The organism is Burkholderia reimsis (genome assembly GCF_003294055.1).
Taxonomy (GTDB): domain Bacteria; phylum Pseudomonadota; class Gammaproteobacteria; order Burkholderiales; family Burkholderiaceae; genus Burkholderia; species Burkholderia cepacia.
Genome location: NZ_QMFZ01000032.1, coordinates 21,475 through 42,104, shown reverse-complemented (window position 1 = coordinate 42,104; position 20,630 = coordinate 21,475). Strand labels below are relative to the sequence as shown.

At 67.7% G+C, this 20,630-nt stretch carries 20 protein-coding genes; 15 read left to right on the top strand and 5 right to left on the bottom strand.

Going from position 1 to position 20,630, the window contains the following annotated elements:
* Nucleotides 1-66 precede the first annotated feature (66 nt).
* A complete protein-coding gene (locus DPV79_RS30065; RefSeq protein WP_021161381.1) occupies nt 67-1,131 on the top strand; it encodes an asparaginase in 1,065 nt (354 codons plus the stop codon).
* A gap of 99 nt (nt 1,132-1,230) precedes the next feature.
* Here the strand turns inward: DPV79_RS30065 and DPV79_RS30060 are convergent, their stop codons facing one another.
* A complete protein-coding gene (locus tag DPV79_RS30060; RefSeq protein WP_027791264.1) occupies nt 1,231-2,205 on the bottom strand; it encodes a LysR family transcriptional regulator in 975 nt (324 codons plus the stop codon).
* Nucleotides 2,206-2,346: 141 nt separating this feature from the next.
* On the opposite strand from DPV79_RS30060, the gene DPV79_RS30055 reads away from it, so the two are divergent.
* Nucleotides 2,347-3,753, top strand: coding sequence for an aspartate ammonia-lyase (locus tag DPV79_RS30055; RefSeq protein ID WP_021161379.1), 1,407 nt, complete (start codon nt 2,347-2,349; stop codon nt 3,751-3,753).
* Nucleotides 3,754-3,859: 106 nt separating this feature from the next.
* Nucleotides 3,860-5,371: an amino acid permease gene (locus DPV79_RS30050; RefSeq protein ID WP_113047180.1), complete on the top strand. Its 1,512-nt coding sequence runs from the start codon at nt 3,860-3,862 to the stop codon at nt 5,369-5,371.
* A 50-nt stretch (nt 5,372-5,421) separates the two neighbouring features.
* Here DPV79_RS30050 and DPV79_RS30045 read toward each other — a convergent pair whose 3' ends face one another.
* Nucleotides 5,422-6,105: an alpha/beta hydrolase gene (locus DPV79_RS30045; protein ID WP_113047179.1), complete on the bottom strand. Its 684-nt coding sequence runs from the start codon at nt 6,103-6,105 to the stop codon at nt 5,422-5,424.
* A 272-nt stretch (nt 6,106-6,377) separates the two neighbouring features.
* Between DPV79_RS30045 and DPV79_RS30040 the strand changes: the two genes are divergently transcribed.
* The 7 genes from DPV79_RS30040 (at nt 6,378) to DPV79_RS30010 (ending at nt 13,960) form a co-directional block, all read left to right on the top strand.
* Nucleotides 6,378-6,686: a DUF485 domain-containing protein gene (locus DPV79_RS30040; protein WP_021161374.1), complete on the top strand. Its 309-nt coding sequence runs from the start codon at nt 6,378-6,380 to the stop codon at nt 6,684-6,686.
* Complete coding sequence (locus DPV79_RS30035; protein WP_060226388.1) at nt 6,683-8,413, top strand: cation acetate symporter; 1,731 nt, start codon at nt 6,683-6,685, stop codon at nt 8,411-8,413. The genes DPV79_RS30040 and DPV79_RS30035 overlap by 4 nt, the downstream gene beginning before the upstream one ends.
* Nucleotides 8,414-8,865: 452 nt before the next feature.
* On the top strand, nt 8,866-11,238 hold the full coding sequence (locus DPV79_RS30030; protein ID WP_113047178.1) for an ATP-binding protein: 2,373 nt from the start codon (nt 8,866-8,868) through the stop codon (nt 11,236-11,238).
* A gap of 10 nt (nt 11,239-11,248) precedes the next feature.
* Complete coding sequence (locus DPV79_RS30025; RefSeq protein WP_373925391.1) at nt 11,249-11,989, top strand: methyl-accepting chemotaxis protein; 741 nt, start codon at nt 11,249-11,251, stop codon at nt 11,987-11,989.
* Nucleotides 11,986-12,567 carry a hypothetical protein gene (locus DPV79_RS30020; RefSeq protein ID WP_113047177.1) on the top strand — a complete coding sequence of 194 codons (582 nt, stop codon included), beginning with the start codon at nt 11,986-11,988 and terminating at the stop codon, nt 12,565-12,567. Before DPV79_RS30025 ends, DPV79_RS30020 begins: the two co-directional genes overlap by 4 nt.
* 32 nt (nt 12,568-12,599) lie before the next feature.
* Nucleotides 12,600-13,559, top strand: coding sequence for a chemotaxis protein CheX (locus DPV79_RS30015; RefSeq protein WP_042976276.1), 960 nt, complete (start codon nt 12,600-12,602; stop codon nt 13,557-13,559).
* Between the two features lie 35 nt (nt 13,560-13,594).
* Nucleotides 13,595-13,960 (top strand): response regulator, encoded by a 366-nt coding sequence (locus DPV79_RS30010; RefSeq protein ID WP_011355572.1) that lies wholly within the window; start codon nt 13,595-13,597, stop codon nt 13,958-13,960.
* Between the two features lie 40 nt (nt 13,961-14,000).
* Here the strand turns inward: DPV79_RS30010 and DPV79_RS30005 are convergent, their stop codons facing one another.
* Complete coding sequence (locus DPV79_RS30005; protein WP_113047176.1) at nt 14,001-14,531, bottom strand: DMT family transporter; 531 nt, start codon at nt 14,529-14,531, stop codon at nt 14,001-14,003.
* A gap of 90 nt (nt 14,532-14,621) precedes the next feature.
* Here DPV79_RS30005 and DPV79_RS30000 point away from each other — a divergent pair, with 90 nt between their 5' ends.
* From DPV79_RS30000 to DPV79_RS29985, 4 genes are all read left to right on the top strand, one after another.
* Nucleotides 14,622-15,527, top strand: coding sequence for a LysR family transcriptional regulator (locus tag DPV79_RS30000; RefSeq protein WP_059623303.1), 906 nt, complete (start codon nt 14,622-14,624; stop codon nt 15,525-15,527).
* A gap of 139 nt (nt 15,528-15,666) precedes the next feature.
* A complete protein-coding gene (locus DPV79_RS29995; protein ID WP_059706632.1) occupies nt 15,667-16,254 on the top strand; it encodes a hypothetical protein in 588 nt (195 codons plus the stop codon).
* A 91-nt stretch (nt 16,255-16,345) separates the two neighbouring features.
* Nucleotides 16,346-16,711 carry a DUF3592 domain-containing protein gene (locus tag DPV79_RS29990; protein ID WP_113047208.1) on the top strand — a complete coding sequence of 122 codons (366 nt, stop codon included), beginning with the start codon at nt 16,346-16,348 and terminating at the stop codon, nt 16,709-16,711.
* Between the two features lie 149 nt (nt 16,712-16,860).
* The gene (locus DPV79_RS29985; protein ID WP_042976285.1) at nt 16,861-17,655 is read left to right on the top strand and encodes an enoyl-CoA hydratase; all 795 of its coding nucleotides are present in this window, start codon (nt 16,861-16,863) and stop codon (nt 17,653-17,655) included.
* 151 nt (nt 17,656-17,806) lie between these two features.
* Here the strand turns inward: DPV79_RS29985 and alr are convergent, their stop codons facing one another.
* Complete coding sequence (gene alr / locus DPV79_RS29980) at nt 17,807-18,928, bottom strand: alanine racemase (protein WP_059623299.1); 1,122 nt, start codon at nt 18,926-18,928, stop codon at nt 17,807-17,809.
* A 301-nt stretch (nt 18,929-19,229) separates the two neighbouring features.
* Between alr and DPV79_RS29975 the strand changes: the two genes are divergently transcribed.
* Nucleotides 19,230-19,601, top strand: coding sequence for an MAPEG family protein (locus DPV79_RS29975; RefSeq protein WP_021161362.1), 372 nt, complete (start codon nt 19,230-19,232; stop codon nt 19,599-19,601).
* 42 nt (nt 19,602-19,643) lie between these two features.
* Here DPV79_RS29975 and DPV79_RS29970 read toward each other — a convergent pair whose 3' ends face one another.
* On the bottom strand, nt 19,644-20,603 hold the full coding sequence (locus tag DPV79_RS29970) for a LysR family transcriptional regulator (protein ID WP_113047175.1): 960 nt from the start codon (nt 20,601-20,603) through the stop codon (nt 19,644-19,646).
* Between the last annotated feature and the right edge of the window lie 27 nt (nt 20,604-20,630).

Genomic DNA, 20,630 nt, shown 5'->3' with positions numbered 1-20,630 from the left:
CGCTACACTGCCGTACCGGTTGGATGGGCCCCGGCAAGCAGGCCCCGAGCATGGAGACAACATACGATGGACACCCAACGCGCAGCAGTCGTCACGTACCGCGGCAAGGCGATCGAGAACACGCACGTCGCCGATGTGGCGGTGGTCGATGCACGCGGCAGGCTGCTGGCCCGGTTCGGCAATCCGTTCCGGATGACGCTCGCGCGGTCGGCGGCGAAGCCGGCCCAGGCGCTGTCGGTGATCGAGACGGGTGCGCCCGAGCGCTTCGGCTTCGACGATGCGGACATCGCGCTGATGTGCGCGTCGCACAGCAGCGAGGACCGGCATATCGAACGCACGCGCGCGATGCTCGCAAAAGTCGCCGCGCAGGAATCGGACTTGCGTTGCGGCGGCCATCCGCCGTTGTCCGACGCGGTGTACCGTGCGTGGATCAAGCGCGACTACACGCCGACCGGCGTATGCAGCAACTGTTCGGGCAAGCATGTCGGGATGCTGGCCGGCGCGCAGGCGATCGGCGCCGCGATTGCCGATTACCATCTGCCCGAGCATCCGATGCAGGTGCGCGTGAAGCAGGTGATGGCCGATGCGTGCGGGCTGCGCGACGACGAAGTGGGCTGGGCGATCGACGGGTGCAACCTGCCGACGCCGGCGTTTCCGCTGGACCGGCTGGCGCGCCTGTACGCATCGCTGGCCGACGGGGCGGATACGGTGGAGGCGGGCGGTGACGCAATCAGCGATCGCGTGCGCGCGCTGGCGCGCATTCATCGTGCGATGACCGCGTATCCGGAACTGGTGGCCGGCGACGGGCGCTATTGCACGGTGCTGATGAAAGCGTTCGACGGGCAGGTGGTCGGCAAGCTCGGCGCCGATGCGTGCTACGGGATCGGCGTGCGTGCGTCGGCGCGCACGCGGCAGCTGGGCGCCGATGGCGCGCTCGGCATCTCGGTGAAGATCGAGGACGGTAATCTCGACGTGCTCTACATGGTCGTCAGCGAGCTCCTCGAGCGGCTGCAGATCGGCACGGCCGGGCAGCGCGCGCAACTGGCCGCTTTCCATCGGCCGCCGATGCGCAACACGCAGGGCGTCGAGATCGGGCACGCCACGTTCCCGTTCGAATTGCAGCCGGCCTGACCGGCGCGGATGCGCCGCTGCCGCCGGCCCGCACCCCGGGCCGGGCGCGGCGGCGGGCCCATGCCGGCCGGCTGGCCAGCGCGGGCGTGAACGCGGGTGCTACGTGCGCGCGCCGCGAATCTTCCCCAGCTCCAGCGCCGACAGCTCGCCGATATGCGCGAGGTGTTCCGCGAGAAAGTCCTTCAGGACGCGCAGCTTCGCCGAGCTGCGCCGGTTCGCCAGATACGCGATGTAGATGTATTCGCCCGTCAGCCGGTTCAGCAGCCGGTAGCGCGGCAGCACGGCTTCGAGCCGCCCGCTCGCGAGCAGGTCGCGCACCAGCCAGATCTCGAACTCCGCGATGCCGAGCCCCGCGCAGGTCGCTTCGAGCAGCAGCTCCGAATGGTCGGTGACGAGGTTGCCGGCCGGCAGCAGGCTGTGATGCGCGTCGCCGTTCACGAGCTCCCAGCGCGGATCGCCTTCGGGGTGCACGTAGCGCAGGCAGTTGTGTTGCTTGAGGTCGTCCGGCGTGGACGGGCGCCCGCAGCGGTCGAGATAGCCGGGCGTCGCGCACAGGATGCTGTCGTTGCGCGACAGCCGGTGGACGACGAGGTTGTCCAGATAGTTCTCGCCTTCGTGAATGTCGAGGTCGAAGCCGCCGGCCACGAGGTCGTTGTGGTTGTCGGTGAGGCGCACGTCGAGCTGGATCGTCGGGTAGCGCGCGAGAAACGGCGCGACCAGCGGGGCGAGATGGCGGCGGCCGAACGCAACCGGCGCGGTGAGCTTCAGCGGGCCGCTCGGCTGCGCATTCAGCTCGGCGACGACACGCAGCGTGTCGTCGAGATCGGCGATCAGGGTGACGGCGCGTTCCAGGTAGATATGGCCGGCCTCGGTCAGCGTGACGCTGTGCGTCGAGCGGTGCAGCAGCGCGACGCCGAGTGCCTCCTCGATCGCCGTGACCTTGCGCGCGACCGTCGACGTCGACACGTGCATCTCCTTCGCGACCGCCGAAAAACTCCCTGTTTCGACCACTCTCACGAACGCGCGCATTGCGCCCATGTGATCGATGCCGGTTTCTCTCGCGCCTTTTTTCATTCGATTCTCGCTGTTGCGTCCCACGCAAAACCGCTTTCGATAATACATAAGCGAGCTTGTTTTTGCAAAGGCATAGAATGCGAACCCGTCGCGTCGGGAAGCGGCGAACGGCAAGCGGTACGAGACATCCAGGAGGGCACGATGACAGAAAACGGCTTCCGCGTCGAAGCGGATCTTTTAGGCAAACGAAGTATTCCGGACGACGCGTATTACGGCGTCCATACGCTGCGCGCGAAAGAGAACTTCGACATTTCGGGCCGCACCATCGCGTCGCTGCCGTACCTCGTGATGGCGCTCGCTGCCGTGAAGGAGGCCGCGGCCGACGCGAACTGCGAGCTCGGGCTGCTGCCGCGACCGTACCGCGATGCGATCGCCGCCGCGTGCGTCGAGATTCGCGAAGGGCGCCTGCACGACCAGTTCGTCGTCGACGTGATCCAGGGCGGGGCCGGCACGTCGACCAACATGAACGCGAACGAGGTGATCTGCAACCGCGCGCTCGAACTCATGGGGCACGCGCGCGGGCAGTACGAATACCTGCATCCGAACGAACACGTCAATCTCGCGCAGAGCACCAACGACGTCTATCCGACCGCGATCCGCGTCGCGACCTGCTTCGCGCTCGAGCACCTGCTCGAAGCGATGGCGCGCCTGCGCGATGCGTTCGCGGAGCGGGCCGACGCGTTCGCCGGCCTGCTGAAGCTCGGCCGCACGCAATTGCAGGACGCGGTGCCGATGACGCTCGGCCAGGAATTCTCGACCTACGCGGTGATGCTGACGGAAGACATTGCACGCCTGCAGGAAGCCGGCTGGCTGATTCGCGAGATCAACCTCGGCGCGACCGCTATCGGCACGGGCATCACCGCGCATCCGCAGTACGCGGAGAAGGCGCTGGCGGCGCTGCGGCGCATTACCGGGCTCGACCTGAGCACCGCGCCGAACCTGATCGAGGCGACCCAGGATTGCGGCGCGTTCGTGCAGGTCTCGGGCGTGCTCAAGCGGATCGCCGTGAAGCTGTCGAAGATCTGCAACGACCTGCGGCTGCTGTCGAGCGGCCCGCGCGCGGGGTTCGGCGAGATCAACCTGCCGCCGGTGCAGGCCGGCTCGTCGATCATGCCCGGCAAGGTGAATCCGGTGATCCCGGAAGTCGTCAACCAGGTCGCGTTCGAGGTGTTCGGCAACGACCTGACCGTGACCTTCGCCGCCGAGGCCGGGCAGCTTCAGCTCAACGCGTTCGAGCCGGTGATCGCCAGCGCGCTGTTCCGCAGCTTCAGCCACCTGACGGCCGCCTGCACGACGCTGGCGCAGCGCTGCGTGAGCGGGATCACCGCGAACCCCGAGCGGCTGCGCGAAACGATGGAGCGCTCGGTCGCGCTCGCGACCGCGCTGAATCCGTACATCGGCTACAAGCGCGCGACCGCCGTCGCGGCCGAAGCGCACGCGACCGGCAAGTCGATTCGCGAGGTCGTACTCGAGCGCGAGTGGATGACCGATGCACAGGTAGACGAAGCGCTTCGGCCCGAAGCGCTGATCCGGCCGCGCGTGCTTTGACGCCGGCTGAAGGCCGCCGGCGCGCGCGTCGAGCGCCCGGCGGGCCGTCATTTCATCAGCGCCCCCGCGCGGGGCGCGACACATCAAGAAACTACGGAGACTCACGATGAACCACAGCAGCGAGCGCCCGGCCGGTCCGGCCGGCGGCGCGGATTCCCGTCATGCCGATCCCGACGCGATGTTCGCGTCGCACGAGGCCGGTTACGCGAAGCAGTTGAAGCCGCGGCACGTGCAGATGATCGCGATGGGCGGTGCGATCGGCACCGGCCTCTTTCTCGGTGCGGGTGGACGCCTGCAGAGCGCGGGGCCCGCGCTCGCGCTCGTGTATCTCGTCTGCGGTGTGTTCGCCTTCCTGATCATGCGCGCGCTCGGCGAGCTCGTGATGCACCGGCCGACCAGCGGCAGCTTCGTGTCGTACGCGCGGGAGTTCATGGGCGAGCGCGCATCGTTCGTCGCGGGCTGGATGTACTACCTGAACTGGGCAACGACCGGCATCGTCGACATCACGGCGGTCGCGATCTACATGAAGTACTGGGCCGTGTTCACGGACGTGCCGCAGTGGGTCTTCGCGCTCGGTGCGCTCGGGATCGTGTCGGTGATGAACATGATCGGCGTGAAGGTGTTCGGCGAGATGGAGTTCTGGTTCTCGCTCGTCAAGGTGGGGACGCTCGCGGTGTTCCTCGCGGTCGGCGCGGTGTTTCTCGCGAGCGGCCATCCGGTCGCCGGGCAGATGCCGGGGCTTCACCTGGTCGCGGATCATGGCGGGATCTTTCCGCACGGGCTCCTGCCGGCCGTGCTGATCGTGCAGGGCGTGGTGTTCGCGTACGCGAGCATCGAGCTCGTCGGCGTCGCGGCGGGCGAGACGGCCGATGCGCGCAAGGTCCTGCCGAAAGCCATCAACAGCGTGATGTGGCGTATTGCGCTGTTCTATGTCGGCTCCGTCGTGCTGTTGACGATGCTGCTGCCGTGGACGGCATACAGCTCGCACGAAAGCCCGTTCGTGACGTTTTTCAGCAAGCTCGGCGTGCCGTACGTCGGCACTGTGATGAACGTCGTGGTGCTGACCGCCGCGCTGTCGAGCCTGAACTCCGGCCTCTATTCGACCGGGCGCGTGCTGCGCTCGCTGGCGATGGGCGGATCGGCGCCGCGCTTCGTGTCGCGGATGAACGCACGCGGCGTGCCGTACGGCGGGATCCTGATCACGGTCGCGATCAACGCGATCGGCGTGCCGTTGAACTACATCGTGCCGGCGCAGGCGTTCGAGATCGTGCTGAACATGGCGTCGCTCGGGATCATCACGACGTGGGGCTTCATCGTCATGTGCCAGATCCTGTTCCGCCGCGCGGTCGATCGCGGCGAGCTGAAGGCGGTGTCGTTCCGGATGCCCGGCGCGCCGTTCACGTCGTGGCTCACGCTGGCCTTCCTCGTCGGCGTGCTGGTGCTGATGGCGTTCGACTATCCGGGCGGCACGTGGACCATCGCGATGATTCCGGTCGTCGTGCTCGCACTCGTGGTGGGCTGGAAGCTGGCGAAGCGCGGTGCCGCGCGAGAGCAGGCGGCGCATGCGCGTGCGTCCGTGGCCACGGGTGCCGTCGCCGATCCGGCGCGGGGCACCTGACGGGACACGCCGGGCGCGCCGGTGTGGTCGCGCCCGGCGCGCCGGTGTGATCAGTTCAAGCCGGCGCGTTCGCCGACCCATCGGCTGAAATCGCCGGCCATCTCCGCAGTCAGTTCGTGGCCGGCTTCGTACAGCCGCGTATCGTGCGCGACGCCGAGCGACGTGAGTTTCGCGTCGGCGGTGTCGGCCCACGCGACGGGCAGCTTGTCGTCGAAGCGGCCGTGCACGATCAGCGCATGGAGCGGGCGAAGCGCATCGCGCGGCGCGATCAGCGGATCGATTTCGGGCAGGATGCGCCCGCACAGCACCGCGAAGGCGGCGACATCCTCCGGCGACGTGAGGCCGACGCCCGCGCTCATGATGCCGCCCTGGCTGAAGCCGGCGATCACGGTCGGCAATGCGGAATCCGCGCCGTCGCGGGCGCGGAAGGCACGCAGCAGCGTGATCAGCTGAATGCGGCTTTCGTCCGCGCGGGCCGCGTCGATTTCGGGGCCGTTCGGGCCGAAGCGCACTGGAAACCATGCATGCTGGCCGGGCCCGAACGTGAGCGGGGCGCGCAGGAACGCGATCTCGATCCGCGGATCGATGATGCCGGCCAGGTTCAGCAGGTTGGTTTCGTTGCCGCCGACGCCATGCAGCAGCAACAGGCGGGCAATGGGGCGGCCGGCGGCCGGGCGCAGCCGGTATTGGAGGCCCGACTCGGGATCGGTGGTCAGCGGCAGGACGTCGGTCATTGCGTGAATCCGGAAAGGGAACGATGCGACAGTCTAGAGCGTACGGGCGGGCGGGTGAATCATCGGCGAGCGATTGATTGTTTCCTGACGGGAATGAATTCGGTGCATCGAGCCTGCCGCTCATGCGCAGGCGATGCCGCCACCACGCCCGAACCCGCTAGGGAAAACCATAGTGCCCGGAATGCCGCGCGCGCACGATCGAGTAAGCACGCAGTCAGCTTCGCTATTCAGAATCGCCGAACTCATTCAAAAAGCAAACCAGGAGACAGGCGATGCATGATGGGTTGGTGAAAAAAATCGAAGCGCATCCGAAGTATGCGCAGCTCAAGCGACGGCGCAATACGCTCGGCATCTGTCTGACCGTGCTGATGCTGATCGTCTACTACGGCTACATCGCACTGATCGCATTCGACAAGTCGTTTCTCGCGAAGCCCGTGAGCACCGGCGTGACGAGTGTCGGCGTGCCGATCGGCATGGCGGTGATCGTATTCACCGTCGTCATCACCGGCATCTACGTGCGCCGCGCCAACAACGAATACGACCAACTGACGCAGGACATCCTGCAGGATGTCGCCCGATGAACAAGACACTTTCGACGATGCTGGTTGCGCTGCTGGCCGCGAGCGCGTGCGGCGTGGCCGTCGCGGGCGGCGGCGATGTCGGGCAGACTGCCAAGCAGGCGACCAACACCACGGCCATCGTCCTGTTCGCGCTGTTCGTGGCAGGGACGCTGTGGATCACCAAGTGGGCGGCTTCCCGCACGCGTTCCGCCGCGGATTTCTATACGGCCGGCGGCGGCATCACCGGGTTCCAGAACGGGCTGGCGATTTCGGGCGACTACATGTCGGCCGCCTCCTTCCTCGGCATTTCCGCCGCGGTGATGACGTCGGGTTACGACGGCCTGATCTATTCGATCGGCTTTCTGGTCGGCTGGCCGGTCATCACGTTCCTGATGGCCGAGCGGCTGCGCAACCTCGGCAAGTTCACCTTCGCCGACGTCGCGGGCTACCGCTTCGAGCAGGGGCCGATCCGCAGTTTCGCCGCGGTCGGCACGCTGGTGGTGGTGGCGTTCTACCTGATCGCGCAGATGGTGGGCGCGGGGCAGCTCATCAAGCTGCTGTTCGGTCTCGACTACTGGGTGGCCGTCGTGATCGTCGGCGCGCTGATGATGGTCTACGTGCTGTTCGGCGGCATGACCGCGACCACCTGGGTGCAGATCATCAAGGCATGCATGCTGCTCGCGGGCGTGACGTTCATGGCGATCATGGTGCTCGCGCAGTACGGCTTCAGCCCGGAGGCGCTGTTCGCCCATGCCGTGGAGGTCAAGACCGCGATTGCGGCGAACGCGGGCAAGTCGCCGGACGACGCGACCCGTATCGGGCTGTCGGTCATGTCGCCGGGCGGGTTCATCAAGGATCCGGTCTCGGCCATCTCGTTCGGCATGGCGCTGATGTTCGGCACCGCCGGCCTGCCGCACATCCTGATGCGCTTCTTCACGGTGCCGGATGCGAAGGAAGCGCGCAAGTCGGTGTTCTGGGCCACCACCTGGATCGGCTATTTCTACGTGCTGATCTTCATCATCGGCTTCGGCGCGATCACGCTGGTGCTGACCAATCCCGAGCTGTCCGACGTGGCCAAGGGCGTGATCAAGGGCGGCGCGGGCACGGCCAACATGGCCGCGGTGCTGGTGGCCAAGACGGTGGGCGGCGACGTGTTCTACGGCTTCATCTCGGCCGTGGCCTTCGCGACGATCCTGGCGGTGGTCGCCGGGCTCACGCTGTCCGGCGCGTCCGCGGTGTCGCACGATCTCTATGCGACCGTCTTCAAGAACGGCAAGGCCGACAGTGCCGACGAGTTGAAGGTGTCGCGCATCACGACGCTGGTGCTCGGCGTGATCGCCGTGCTGCTGGGCATCGCGTTCGAGAAGCAGAACGTCGCGTTCATGGTGTCGCTGGCCTTTGCCGTGGCGGCGTCGGCCAACTTCCCGGTGCTGTTCCTGTCGATGATGTGGAAGGGCTGCACCACGCGCGGCGCGGTCATCGGCGGGTTCCTGGGGCTGGCATCGTCGGTGGGGCTGACCATCGTGTCGCCGTCGGTGTGGGAGGCAACGCTCGGTTATCCGAAGGGTTCGGCGTGGTTCCCGTACACGTCGCCCGCGCTGTTCTCGATGACCATCGGCTTCGTGGGCGTGTGGCTGTTCTCGGTGCTTGACTCGAGCGCGCGCGCACGGTCGGAAAAGGGCGCGTTCGCCGCGCAGCAGGTGCGCTCGGAAACGGGCCTGGGAGCGACCCGCGCCAGCAGCCACTGACCGGCCGCCGGTCACGCCCGCCCGGGGGCCGACGATGCCGTTCATCGCATCGTCGGCCCGGGGGCGGGCGGTATCGTTTTCACCCGTCCGTCCAATGATTCAACGGCAATAAAAAATCGCGCATTCAACCGGATTCGCCGATAATTCGCAAACGTTTTACGAAATCCATTTAGCGGTCAATTCGCGGATCGAATAAATAAAAACAAAATATCCGAATCCCGGATTTGCGGTCGCGTAGGCGCACCGGCAGAAGCCTTGAGGCACAAGGTTAACGGCAGATCCCGGCAATACTTTAGGGTTCTTTCGCCACAATTATTCATTGCATTTTTATCAATGAACGATTGATTTCCGGTCATCGGAGCGTCATACACCATCCCCGATAATTCGGCGCTCACATTCTTTCAATAGACCAAACGGCGGTCGAAGCCGGATCGCCGCGGGGAGCTGGACTCATGACCATCCGTCACCGCATTACGCTGCTAGTCGTCCTGACGTTCTTCGCGCTGTCCGCGATCGGCATCTATGCCGTGTACCAGACGCGCAAGAGCGCGTCGGAGGTGCGTCAGGTCACCCAGGGCATCGTGCCGAGCGCGCTCGCGTCGGCCGATCTCGTCGCCGATGTGAAGAACATCCAGATCGCGACGATGACGCTCGTCTACGCGCCCGACGCGAATACCGCCGCCCAGGCGCGCGACGAGCTGAAGGCGAAGCAGGCCGCGCTGCGCGCCGCACTCGACGTGCAGGCGAAGTCGGCGGTCGGCCAGGCGCAGGTCGGGCTCGTGTCGCAGGCGAAGGACAGCGCCGCGAACTATTTCGCGGCGATCGACGACACCGTGAAGATGAAGGCCGACGGCAAGTCGGAGATGGTGCAGGCGTATCTGTTCGCGAACGTCGCGCAGTATCGCGACGAACTCGAAAGCATCGTCGACACGCTGCGCGTCGAGAAGAACCGCCAGAAGGACGTCGCGATCAGCGCGCTGAACGGGATGCTCTCGACGACGGCGACCGCGATCGCGGGCGTCGCCGGCACGGTGATCGTGCTGCTGACCGCGCTCGGCTTGCTGCTGTATCGCCAGATCACGCGCCCGCTGATCGGGATGCAGACGGCGATGAGCGAGATCGCGGCGAGCCAGGATTTCACGCGCCGCGTGCCGGTGGGCCGGATGGACGAAATCGGCCATTCGATCGTCGCGTTCAACGGGATGATCGAGAAGATCCAGGAGAACGCCGCGCAGCTCAAGCAGAAGACGGCCGACATCCAGGCGATGCTGCAGAACATGCAGCAGGGGATCCTGACCGTCGTCGAAGGCGGCGTCGTGCATGCCGAGTATTCGGCGTACCTCGAGACCATCTTCGAGACGAACGACATCGCCGGCCGCGACCTGATGGCGCTCGTGTTCGACGATTCGGCGATCGGCGCCGACGCGCGTTCGCAGGTCGACGCGGCCGTGCATGCGTGCCTCGGCGAAGACAGCATGAACTTCGAGTTCAACGAGCACCTGCTGGTGAATGAGGTCGCGAAGCGGATGCCGGACGGCCGCGAGAAGTGGCTCGACCTGAGCTGGTCGGCGATCACCGACGAGACCGACACGGTGGTGCGCCTGATGCTGTGCGTGCGCGACGTGACCGAGATCCGCGAGCTGACCGCGCAGGCCGGCGAGCAGCAGCGCCGCCTCGAGATGATCGGCGAGATCCTGTCGATCAGCCAGGACAAGTTCCACGACTTCGTGCACAGCGCGAAGGGTTTCCTCAGCGAGAACGAGCGGATGATCCGCCAGCACGAGCGTGCCGATCACTCGATCGTCGCGGCGCTGTTCCGCAACATGCACACGATCAAGGGCAATGCACGCACGTACAGCCTCCAGCACCTGACGAACATCGTCCACGAAGCGGAGCAGGCGTACGACTCGCTGCGCCGCGCGGACGGCGGCCCAGAGTGGAACCGCGACGCGCTGATGGACGACCTGGCGCGCGTGCGCGAGGCTGTCGAGCACTACGCGACGATCAACGCGGTCACGTTGGGCCGCAGCGGTGACGCGGTGCAGGGCGGCGCCGACTTCCTGATGGTCGAGCGCGCGCACATCAGCGAGAGCCTGCGCGTGCTCGACGGCGCCGATCCGGCGAACGCGGCCGACTGGCACGCGGCACGCGATGCCGTACGCCGCATGCTGAGCCAGTTGGGCACGCAGGGGATCGGCGATGCGCTCGGCGGCGTGATCGAGTCGCTGCCGTCGCTCGCGGCGGAACTCGGCAAGCCGGCGCCCGTCGTGCATATCGACAGCCACGGCCAGCGCGTGCGCAGCGAAATCGTCGCGACGCTGAAGAACGTGTTCATGCACCTGCTGCGCAACGCGATCGACCACGGGATCGAATCGTCCGACGAACGCCGCGCGGCGGGCAAGGCGGCATCCGGCACGATCGACATCGCGGTCGGCGTGGGCGGCGGCGAGCTGTGGTTCGTGCTGAGCGACGACGGCCGCGGCCTCGCGCTCGACCGGATTCGCGGCATCGCGCGCGAGCGGGGCTGGATCGATGCCGACCACGACGCGGCGCTGTCCGACGACGCGGTGGCCGAGCTGATCTTCCGCCCGGGTTTCTCGACCGCGAGTGCCGTGACCGAAGTGTCGGGGCGCGGCGTCGGCATGGACGCGGTGCGCAACTTCCTGAAGCGCGACGGTGGCGATATCGCGCTGCGCTTCACCGACGATCGTGTCGGCGCGCCGTATCGTACGTTCGAAACGATCGTGTCGTTGCCGGCCCGCTTCGCGGCGGACGGTGCCGCTCACGAGCGCGCGCGCAGCGCGGACGTCGGCGCGGTGGAGTGACGAAGTGATCGTGCAGGCGTGGATGATCCAGATGGCCGCCGCGCTGGCGGGCGGCGCAGTCGTCGCAATCGTGGCGGCGATCGGTTTTCGCGTGATGCGCAAGCGGCTCGTTGCGGCGCTGGAGCGCGATGCGCGCACGTTGCGCGATGCGCTCGACGCGGCCGGCGAGCGTGCCGAACAGGCGGCGGCCGCGCACGCGGAGGCGGCCGACGCATGGGCGCACCGCGAGGCGCAGCTCGAGGATGCGCTGGCACGCGAGACTTCCGCGGCCGGCACGCAGCGTGACGCGCTGCAGGCCATGTCGGCCGATCGCGCCGCGCTGGCGCAGCACGCGCAGAAGATCGCCGACGAAGCCGCGCGCCTGCGCGGGCTCGCCGGCACCTTCGAGCGCTGGCACGAGCAGATGATCTCGCTGACCACGCAGAACCAGGACATGCGCACGAAGAACCAGGAACTGTCGGCGATCGTCGCGCACGTGTCGATCGTGTCGCTGAACGCGTCGATCGAGGCGGCGCGCGCCGGCACGGCCGGGCGCGGCTTCTCGATCGTCGCGAGCGAGGTGCGCGGGCTGGCCGCGCGCTCGCAGCAACTGTCGAACAGCTATCGCGACAGCCTGAACCGCAACGATCTCGTGACGGCCGCGACGTTCCAGGACATCCAGGCCGGCGGCAAGATGATCACGGCCGCGCTGGCGACCGTCGAGGCGCTGGCCGGGCAACTGCATGCGCGGATCGACGGAGGCGCGGCGTGATCAGCGCGCAGGCGAAAGCCGGTTTCGAGCGGATCTTCTTCGATGCGGCGCGCACGCGGCTCGCATCCGGCGGTGCGTGCGACATCCGGCCGTCCGCCGGCGCGGCGCATGACGGGCACGATCACGCACACGCGAAGTCGCGCGCGAAGCCGACGGTGCCCGAGCACGTCGCGGCGCTGACGATCTCGGCGCTGCATTTCCGCCTGCTGCTCGCGCTGCGCTTCAGCGACGACGACGCGACGCGCCGCTATTTCGCCGGCGCGACCGCGGGCACCGGCAGCCAGCGGCCGCTGCCCGAAGCGTTCATGGAGGTCGCGAACCTGTGCTGCGGCGCGATCAACCAGGCGCTGACCGCCCCGTTTCCCGACCTGGGGATGTCGACGCCTTATCTGCTGAGCGGATTGAGCATCGATTACCTGGGCGCGCTGTCGCCCGATCACGTGGCCGCTTACGACCTGACGCTCGACGGCGACGTGCGGGTCGGCGCGACGCTGTGCGTATGCGCGAACGCGCCGGTCGATTTCCATGTGCCGGAAACGGCCGTGATGGAAACCGGCGGCGAGCTCGAACTGTTCTGACCGACCCTGACCGACCATTAGGAAACCTTGAGATGACCGTAGACCAACCCGTCAGCAAGGTGCTCGTGCTGGACGACAGTCGCGCGCACGCCGACGCGATCAAGCGTTTCTGCGACGAGCACAACCTGGTCGGCCTGACCGTGCGGCGCAACCGGCTGCTGAAGGTGCTGCGCTCGAACATCGACCTCGGCGCGATCCTGCTGGCCGAGGATTACGGCGGCTCGCCGGCCGAGAGCGCGATCATCGCGACGCAGATCGATGCGCTGCGCCCCGAGCTGCCGATCATCCTGCGCCGCGACTCGCATGCGTCGCGCGACGGGTTGCCGGAGGCGCTCGCGCGTGTTGCGTGCGCGGCATACGTCGCGGACGACATGACGCCGCTCAAGCGCGCGATCGACGAATACCTGTTCGGCCGCGATTACCCGAACGCGCTCGTGCGCGGCATCTCGGAGATCACCGAGGCGCGCATCGACAGCCTGTTCCCGGGCATGACGATCGAGCACGAAACGCCGTGCATCGTGCGCGACCAGATCATCTTCGGCGAAGTGTTCAGCCTGATCGCGCTCGAAAGTGCGTGGTGCCGCGGCTACATGCTGCTGCAGACGAGCGAGCAGCCGCTGCTAGACATGCTCGGCGGCACGCGCGACGCCGGCCGCGCGCCGGATTTCCGCGACGTGAACAGCGTGCTCGGCGAACTCACCAATCTCGTGTGGGGCGCGTTCAAGAACCGCTATCTCGGCGACGCCGAGGCGCTGGCGCGCCATCCGGTGCAGGTGCCGCTCGTCGTCAATCACAAGCAGAAGTTCATCTCGTTCGGCGGCGACTGCCCGCAGCTCTGCTTCAAGTACCGGATGACCGACCCGGCGTCGGGGCGCGCCGTCTGCATCGACCAGCGCTTCGTGTTCAGCCTGAGCTGGTCGCCGGAGGATTTCCGCGAATCGGTGCAGGACGTGGGGCCGATGGTCGAATCGGGTGAACTCGAACTGTTTTGAATGTTGAAGTCGCAACAAGGAAAGGGGAATACAGCATGGCAAAGATTCTGGTGGTCGACGATTCGGGCACGGTGCGCGACGAGGTCGCGGGTTTCCTGCGCAATCACGGGCTCGACGTCGCGACGGCCGTCGACGGCAAGGACGGGCTCGCGAAGCTCAAGGCGACGCCCGGCGTGCGCCTCGTGATCAGCGACGTGAACATGCCGAACATGGACGGCCTGACGATGGTCGAGAAGATCCGCGGCGAACTGGCGAATTCGACGGTCAACGTCGTGATGCTGACGACCGAAAGCAGCCCGGCGATGAAGGAGCGCGGCAAGGCGGCCGGCGTGAAGGGCTGGATCGTGAAGCCGTTCAAGGGCGACGCGGTGCTCGACGCGTTGAAGAAGCTCGCGGGCTGACGCACCGGGCGCCGGGGCGCGCCCGCGACCGGTCGCGCATTCAGCGCTGCGGTTCGGGTTGCGCGGTCGTCGTTTCGCCGGCTGCGGCCGGCATGCGTGGCGCGGGCGTCTGCCATTGCACGACGATCATCCCCGCGAAGATCAGCGCGACGCCCGCGACGCGGCCGGGTGTCGCGAGCCGCTGCGCGAGCCCCATCAGCCCGTAGTGGTCGATCAGCAGCGACGCGAGCGTCTGCCCGGCGACGACGCACACGATGAAGGTCGTCGCGCCGAGCCGCGGCGTCAGGATCAGCGCGAGCGTGATGTAGATCACGCCCGCGAGGCCGCCGAGCCACATCCACAACGGGCGCTGCAGCGCGTCGCCGACGAGCGGCGCGTTCGCGCGGGTGGCCAGCAGCACGGGCAGCACCGCGAGCAGGCTGACCGTCAGCGACGCGACGCTCGCCCACAGCGGGTGGCCGAGCGCGCGCCCGAGCGCGGCGTTGCTGCCGCCTTGCAGCGGCACGAGCGCGCCGGCGGCGAAAGCTGCGGCGGCGAGCGGAAGGGTGGCGAAGGAAAGGGACGTCGTCATCGTGGTCGGTCGCGAAAGGATATTGAAATGAGTGTCGTCCATTAAGATGGCGAATGGAAATTCGTTCTTCGGATGCTTCATATTCCTTTCATGAATAACCTGGCCCGCATCGACCTGAATCTGCTCGTGACGCTGCATGCGCTGCTGAGCGAAAGGCACATCTCGCGTACCGCCGTCCGGCTGCACCGCAGCCAGCCGGCCGTGAGCCACGCGCTCGCGCGGCTGCGCGAGATCTTCGGCGATCCGCTGCTCGTGCGTCGCGCGGGCCGGCTCGAGCTGACCGCGCGCGCGAACGAACTCGTCGAGCCGCTGAACGACGTCCTCGGCCGGCTCGGTGCGCTGATCGAGCCGCCCGCGTTCGACCCGTCCGCGGCCACGCGCGTCTTTCGCATCGCGATGTCCGACTACGGCGCGCGGATCGTGCTGCCGGCGCTCGTGAAGACGCTGCGTGCCGATGCGCCGGGCATCGAGCTGATCGTGTCGCAGGCCACGCGCGAGGCGATGCGGATGCAGTTGATGGACGGCGAGATCGACCTCGCGCTCGGCGTGCTGCCCGCGTTGCAGCATGACCTGCATGCGCAGCCGCTGTTCGTCGAATCGTTCGCGTGCGTGGCCGATGCGGGCCGCCTGCCGCGCCGCGGCGAACTCGCGCTCGACGCGTGGCTCGCGCGGCCGCATGCGCTGGTCGCGATGCGCGACGGGATGGACAACGAAGTCGATCGCGCGCTCGCGCGGCTGCGCCGCGAGCGGCACATCGCGGTGATCCTGCCGTTCTGGGGCGTCGCGAACGACCTGATCGCCGGCACCGACCTCGTGCTGACCGTCGCGCGACGCAATCTCGACCGCGTGCGCGACGATGCGCGCCTGCGCGTGTTCGAGCCGCCGTTCCCGATCGACTCGTTCGAGTTCGCGCAGCACTGGCATGAACGCCGGCACGGCGACGCCGCACACATCTGGCTGCGTCAGACGATCGCGCGCGTCGCGAGCGGCGGGTAGGCGCGCGGCGCGGCCGGCCGCGTGCGCAATTTACAGCCTGCCGCGATGTCCGTATCCTGCGGGTGCCGAGGGCGGCGTGCCTGCGCGACATGCGCGGCACGCCCGGCATCCACAACAGTCAGGAACGGGACACTTCCCCATGAAACACAAAATCGATCGGGCAGCGCTCGTGCGCGGCGCATGCGTGACGCTGGTGGCTGCGCTGGCAGGCGGGTGCGCCGGTACCGCGCAGCAGAATGCACAACAGGCCGCCGCCGTCGGCAGCGGTTCGTCGTACACGTGCTACCCCACGCAGGCCGATGGACAGGTGACGGCCGGCAAGGGCGCGAACGGGTGTTATTTCGTGCTGCACGATCCCGCGACGAAACAGCCGCTGCCGAACACGCATTATGCGTTTGCGCTGTACACGAGCGCGGCCCAGGACAACCAGGAACTCGAAGTCGAAGGCACCACCGACGCGCAGGGGCGCACGGCCTACGTGCGTTCCGCCGCGCCGATCGACGCGGCGCGCATGGTGCTCGTCCGCACGATCGGCGACGGCCCGATGGGGCGCATCCCGGTGCTGGTCCGGCCGACGGACGGCAAGCGCGTTCCGTTCGCGAAGTACAAGGTCATCGGCTGCAACGGGCCGTACGAAGGCACGACCGACGAAACGGGGCGCGGCGTGATGTACCGCTGCAAGACGCAGTCGAAGATCGACGTGTCGTTCTACTCGTCGCGCCCGTAAGGTGAGCGGCCGGGTGTCCGGCGCCGCCGCCGCGCCGCAGACGGAGACGCTGATCGCGAAGGGCGTCGTGTTTACCGTCGTGGGCACGTGCATGCTGATCGCCGTCGCGCTGTACGCGCAGTCGACGCGTGAATTCCTGCGGACCTCGGTCGTCGTGCCGGGGCGCGTCATCAAGCTGAACGCGGGTCCGCATCATCCGGAGATCGCGTTCACGACGCTCGCGGGCGAGCAGGTCGAATACGCGCAGGGCGGCGGTGTCAGCGTGCAGGACGGTGAGGCGGTCGAGGTACGCTACGCGCCCGACGCGCCCAGGATGACCGCGCAGATGAATACGTTCGGTGCGATCTGGGGCGCCGTACTGGCCCTCGGCGGGATGGGCATGGTCTTTTTCGTCGGCGGCGTCGTTCAACTGCGATTGGGCGTGCGCGCGTGGCGCAGCGGGCGCAAGCGCGCGTGAGGGCCTGAGCGTTCGAGCCCGCTGCGCCACGACTGGACGCCGCCCGTAATGTGGAGGACGATTTCAACACCGTGCCGTGAACGGGCGTGCATCGCCGCTGCGCGTTCACGTCGTGTCGAACCCTGCCGAACCCCGTCGAGCGAATCATCATGGAATCCGATCAAGAGACTGCCGGGCCGATCCTGTTGCGCGACGCGCACGACGGCGTCGTCACGCTGCGACTGAATCGCCCGCAGCAATTCAACGCGTTATCCGAGGCGATGCTCGCGAGCCTGCACGATGCGTTCGATACGCTGGCGGCCGATCCGCACGTGCGCTGCGTCGTGCTGGCCGCCGAAGGCCGGGCGTTCTGCGCGGGCCACGACCTGCGGCAGATGCGCGGCACACCCGAGCTCGATTACTACCGCACGCTGTTCGCGCAGTGCAGCCGCGTGATGCTCGCGATGCGCGCGTTGCCGGTGCCGGTGATCGCACGCGTGCACGGCATCGCGACGGCGGCCGGTTGCCAGCTCGTCGCCGCGTGCGATCTGGCCATCGCAGCCGATACCGCGCGCTTCGCGGTATCGGGCATCAACGTCGGGCTGTTCTGTTCGACGCCGGCCGTTGCGTTGAGCCGCAACGTCACGGCGAAGCGCGCGTTCGACATGCTCGTGACCGGGCGTTTCGTCGATGCGGCGACGGCCGCCGCGTGGGGGCTCGTCAACGAGGCCGTGCCCGAGGACGCGCTCGACGCGGCCGTCGCACGCAAGGTCGCCGAGATCGTCGCGAAGAGCCCGGCCGCGGTGCGCTACGGCAAGCAGATGTTCTATCGCCAGCGCGAGTTGCCGCTCGACGAAGCCTATGCGTATGCGGGCGACGTGATGGCGCGCAACATGATGGAAGAGGATGCGGGCGAAGGGATCGACGCGTTCCTCGAGAAGCGCAAGCCGACGTGGCGTTCGTAGTGCGACGGCGAAGGCCGGCGAACGGCGCGGAAGGGCCGTAACCCGGGCCTGTCCCGTACACCGGAAAACGAACGGGCTGCCCGAGGCAGCCCGCAACCGAAGCGGCACTTGCGGCGTAGCGCGCGGCCGCGCGCCGCCGCGGCGACCCGTGTCAGCGCCCGTAGCTTCCGGTCCGCAGCGCCGGCTGTTCGCTCGACGCACCGGGCGGCACGATCACGACCGGCACGCGGCGCGCGAGCGCGCACATCAGCTCGTAGCCGATCGTGCCGCTGGCTTCCGCCACGTCGTCCACCTTCACCTGGTCGCCCCACAGCTCGACGCTCGACCCGATGCCCGCGTCCGGGCACGGCGTCAGGTCGACGGTCAGCATGTCCATCGACACGCGGCCGACGACGCGCGTCATCACGCCGTCCACCGCGATCGGCGTGCCGGTCGGCGCATGGCGCGGATAGCCGTCCGCATAACCGCACGCGACGACGCCGATCCGCATCGGCCGGTCGGCCGTGAAGCGGCGGCCGTAGCCGACGGTTTCTTCCGGCGCGAGCGTCTGCACGCCGATGATCTTGCTCGTCAGCGTCATCGCGGGCATCAGCGGCGTGTCGGCGATATCCCGCGACGCACCCGTCGGCGACGCACCGTACAGGATCGTGCCGGGCCGCACCCAGTCGCGGTGCGCGTGCGGATGCCACAGCACGGCCGCCGAGTTCGACGTCGAGCGCTCGCCGGGAATCCCCGCCGTGGCCGCATCGAACTGTTCGAGCTGCCAGTCGGCCTGGCCTTCGTCGGCGTTCGCGAAATGCATCATCAGCGTGATCTTGCCGATCGACGGCGCGCCGGCCGCGCGCTCCCACGCCGCGCGGAAAACGTCGGGCCGGTAGCCGAGGCGGTTCATCCCGGAGTTCATCTTGAGCTGGATGTCGATCGGCTGCCGCGGCTTTGCCGCGATCAGCAGGTCGAGCTGTTCGTCGCAGTGCACGGACACCGTCAGCCGATGACGGTCGGCCAGCTCGACGTCGGCCGGCTCGAAGATCCCTTCGAGCAGCAGCACGGGCTTGTCCCAGCCGAGTTCGCGCACGCGCACGGCTTCGTCGAGGTCGAGCAGCGCGATGCCGTCGGCGGCGGCGAGGCCCGGATAGATCCGCTCGATGCCGTGGCCGTATGCGTCGGCCTTGACGACGGCCCACACGCGCGATTGCGCGGCGGTGCGGCGGATGAAGTCGAGGTTGTGGCGGATGGCGTCGGGGCGGATATGGGCGACGATGGGACGGGGCATGGCGATGTCTCGGATCGGATGTCGTTGGGCGCGCGCGGCGGCGTGGGTCCGGCAGTCCGGCGCGAAAACACGCCGGGCCAGTGTTGAGCGCTATCTTATTGGTGTTCGACCAGTTTTAATTAACGTATTTGTCGACGATTTGGTGGAAATTTTTGTGTTCGTCCTGGCTGGGCGCTTCTGTCGACAGGCCGCGCAGCCGAGTCTCCCGTCTAGAAAACCGGTGCGCGAACGGCATGACGCAATGCTAAGCTCTCGGCGATCTTGTCATTGATCAATGTAACGATAAAGGAGGAGACTTTTGATGACGACGTCCCAGCTGTGCCTGTTCATCGTCGCGCTGTTGCCGTTCACGATGACGTTTCTCGCGAAGGCCCGCAAGGGTTACGACAACCGCGCGCCGCGCGACTACCTGGCGAAGCTCGAAGGCTGGCGCGCGCGGGCGCAGGCCGCGCACCAGAACGCATGGGAGGCGCTCGCGCTGTTCACGGCCGCGCTGGTGGTGGCATGGCACAACGGCGCGAACGTGCATCGCGTCGACCAGCTCGCGATGGCGTTCGTCGCGATCCGGATCGTCTACACGCTGATGTACCTGCTGAACTGGGCGTCGCTGCGTTCGCTCGTGTGGTTCGGCGGGATGGCGTGCGTGGTCGCGTTGTTCTTCGCTGCACCGTAGGCGCCGGCAGGCAAGGCGAGGCCGGCTTCGTGTGCCGGCCCGTCAGGCGCCGCCCGCGCCGCGTGCGTGACTGTCGTTGGATGCGGGCGCAACGATCTTCGCGAGCGTGGCGGGTGGCGCGGCTTCGGTTTCGGCTTCGCGACGCAGGAACGCGATCAACGGATCGAGCAGCCGGTGCCGCGCAAACGGGTTGCGACGCAGCACGAAGCGCCATGACGCATCGCGTGCGAGGCCCGGCACCAGCGGCACCAGGCGCCCGCTGCGCAGTTCGGGCTCGATCAGCGGCACGCGGCCGAGCGCGATGCCCGCGCCGCCGACCGCCGCGCCGATCACCTGGCTGAAACTGCTGTAACGGACGATCTTCGTCTCGAAGTCGTCCGGCAAGCCGAATTCCGATGCCCAGTTGTGCCAGTCGATCTCTGGGCTGTTCTCGTGCATCTCCTGCAGCAGCCGCGAGCGGCACACGTGCCCCGATGCGTACGGAAACAGCTCGGGGCTGCACACCGGGAACACCGTCTCCCGGATCAGCACGTCGTCGTCGTCCCGCAGCCGGTGCGCGGGCACGTGCACGATCGCCAGATCGACGCCGCTGCGCGCGAAATCCGGTTCGTCATCGAGCACGACGGCGTGCAGCGGCGTGTCGGGATGAAGCGACGAGAATTCCGCGAGGCGGCGCGCCAGCCACATTGCCGAAAACGGCGCGTTGGCGGAGACGGTGAGCCGTTGCGCGGTGCCGCGAATCTCGGCGCAGGCATCGGTGAGGCGCGACAGCGCGTCGCTGACGGCCGGCAGCAGGCGCTCGCCGGCGGGCGTGAGACCGATGCCGCCGAGCCCCGTGCTGCGTTCGAGCAGCCGCGCGCCGAGCGATTCCTCGAGCGCGCGAATCTGGTGGCTGACCGCGCTCGTCGACACGTTCAGCTCGACCGCCGCGCGCGCGAACCCGCCGAGGCGGACGGCCGCCTCGAAAGCCCGCAACGCGCTGAGGGGAGGGAGGTGCGACATGCCGGGTATTGTAGTTGACTCAACACC